The 1,458-nt window shown below is 63.6% G+C and carries 2 protein-coding genes; one reads left to right on the forward strand and one right to left on the reverse strand.

Annotated elements, in window-relative coordinates; translation table 11 throughout:
• Positions 1 to 766: GAF domain-containing protein (locus tag EN893_RS33775; protein ID WP_245490955.1), on the reverse strand; the 766-nt coding region annotated here is incomplete at its 3' end.
• A gap of 163 nt (positions 767 to 929) precedes the next feature.
• Between EN893_RS33775 and EN893_RS33780 the strand changes: the two genes are divergently transcribed.
• Positions 930 to 1,458 (forward strand): amino acid synthesis family protein (locus tag EN893_RS33780; RefSeq protein ID WP_164901372.1); only part of this gene is annotated, 529 nt, incomplete at its 3' end.

The raw sequence follows: 1,458 nt of genomic DNA on the forward strand, positions 1-1,458 counted from the left end.
CTATCTTGAAGATCTGCCGGCTGAGCGTTCCGCTCACCGCCTGCTGCCAGGAGGCGGCGTCGAAATGCGCCTCGCTCGGGGAACGGCCGGCGACAACCAGATTGGCATGGAAATCGATCACCACCACAGGATTGGGTAGCAGCTCGCTGACCTTTTCGGCGAGCGAGGCCACCGATCCGTCCGACAAGGCTTGCTGCAGAAGCGAGGTGTGCGCCGATAGGGCGCGCTGCAGACGCTCGCCGGCCTGCTTCTCCTGGCGCAGCCGATGCTGCTTCTCGACCGCGATCTCACCCAGATGCACGATCATGCCGATGAAGGCGATATCCTGCGCCGTCACTTCGGTGATCTCGCGCGAAACGACGGTCAGCACCATCGGCCGGCCGTCTTCGTCGACGCAGTTCATCGGCATGACCAGAACACTGCGGTAGTCGCGCTCGAAGGCTTCTCGGCGGTAGCCCGGGAACTCCTCCGATACGCGCGCGTCCCTGATGTAGACCGGCTCGTTGCGGTTGAGCGCGACGATCGAGGGACTGGTGGCCAGCTCCCAACGGTCCGGCAACGTGCGGTGAATGAGCGTCGGGTCGTGGCGCACGATGACATAGGCGTGGCCGTGGGCGGCGTCGATGCCCATGATCGAGCCTAAAGTCCATTGGGCATGACGACAGGCCGCCAGCACGAGATGGCGCAGCACGGACTGGAGATCGCCGCCCGAATTGATGAGGCTGGCGGCGTCCCGCAAGGAGAGAATTTGCGATTCGTGGTCCACGCCTGATCTTCCGCCGCTCGCGAAGGGCGAATTTAAGCCGTCGCGGATATACGAACGCTACACCGCTTCCAAGCGGGACGCACGCCGTTTCTTCCTACGAACCGGAGGAATACCCGACGGTTGGCGTGCATTATCTTGAGCTTCCACCTGGGGAGGCCAAATCATGGAATTGCGAAAAGTCAGCACCTTCATCGAGGAAGTGCACATCGAAGGCGGCAAAGCGGGTGCAAGGCCGGTAACGTCGATCGTGGTGGCAGCCGTCCTGCGCAATCCATGGGCCGGGCGCGGCTTCGTCGAGCATTTGCGGCCGGAGATTGTCGCCATAGCGCCCCGGCTGGGGCAGGAACTCACGAGCCGCCTGATTGGATTGATGCAGGCGGAACGCATCGAAAGCTACGGCAAGGCGGCCGCCGTCGGAACCGCCGGCGAGATCGAGCATGCCTCCGCCATGATCCATACGCTGCGCTTCGGCAATGTCTTCCGCGACGCCGTCGGCGGCACGACCTATCTCGAATTCTGTAACACCCGCAACGCGCCGGGCGCGCTGCTATCGCTGCCGATGATGCACAAGAGCGAGAACGGTCGCCGCTCGCATTTCATCACCGCCAACTTCCAGATCGCCGACGGCCCGGCTGCCGACGAGATTGTCGTGGCCATCGGTGCTGCGGACGGCGGCCGGGTTCACCCACGGA

This window comes from Mesorhizobium sp. M7A.F.Ca.CA.004.04.2.1, from assembly GCF_004022825.1.
In the GTDB taxonomy this organism is placed as follows: Bacteria; Pseudomonadota; Alphaproteobacteria; order Rhizobiales; family Rhizobiaceae; genus Mesorhizobium.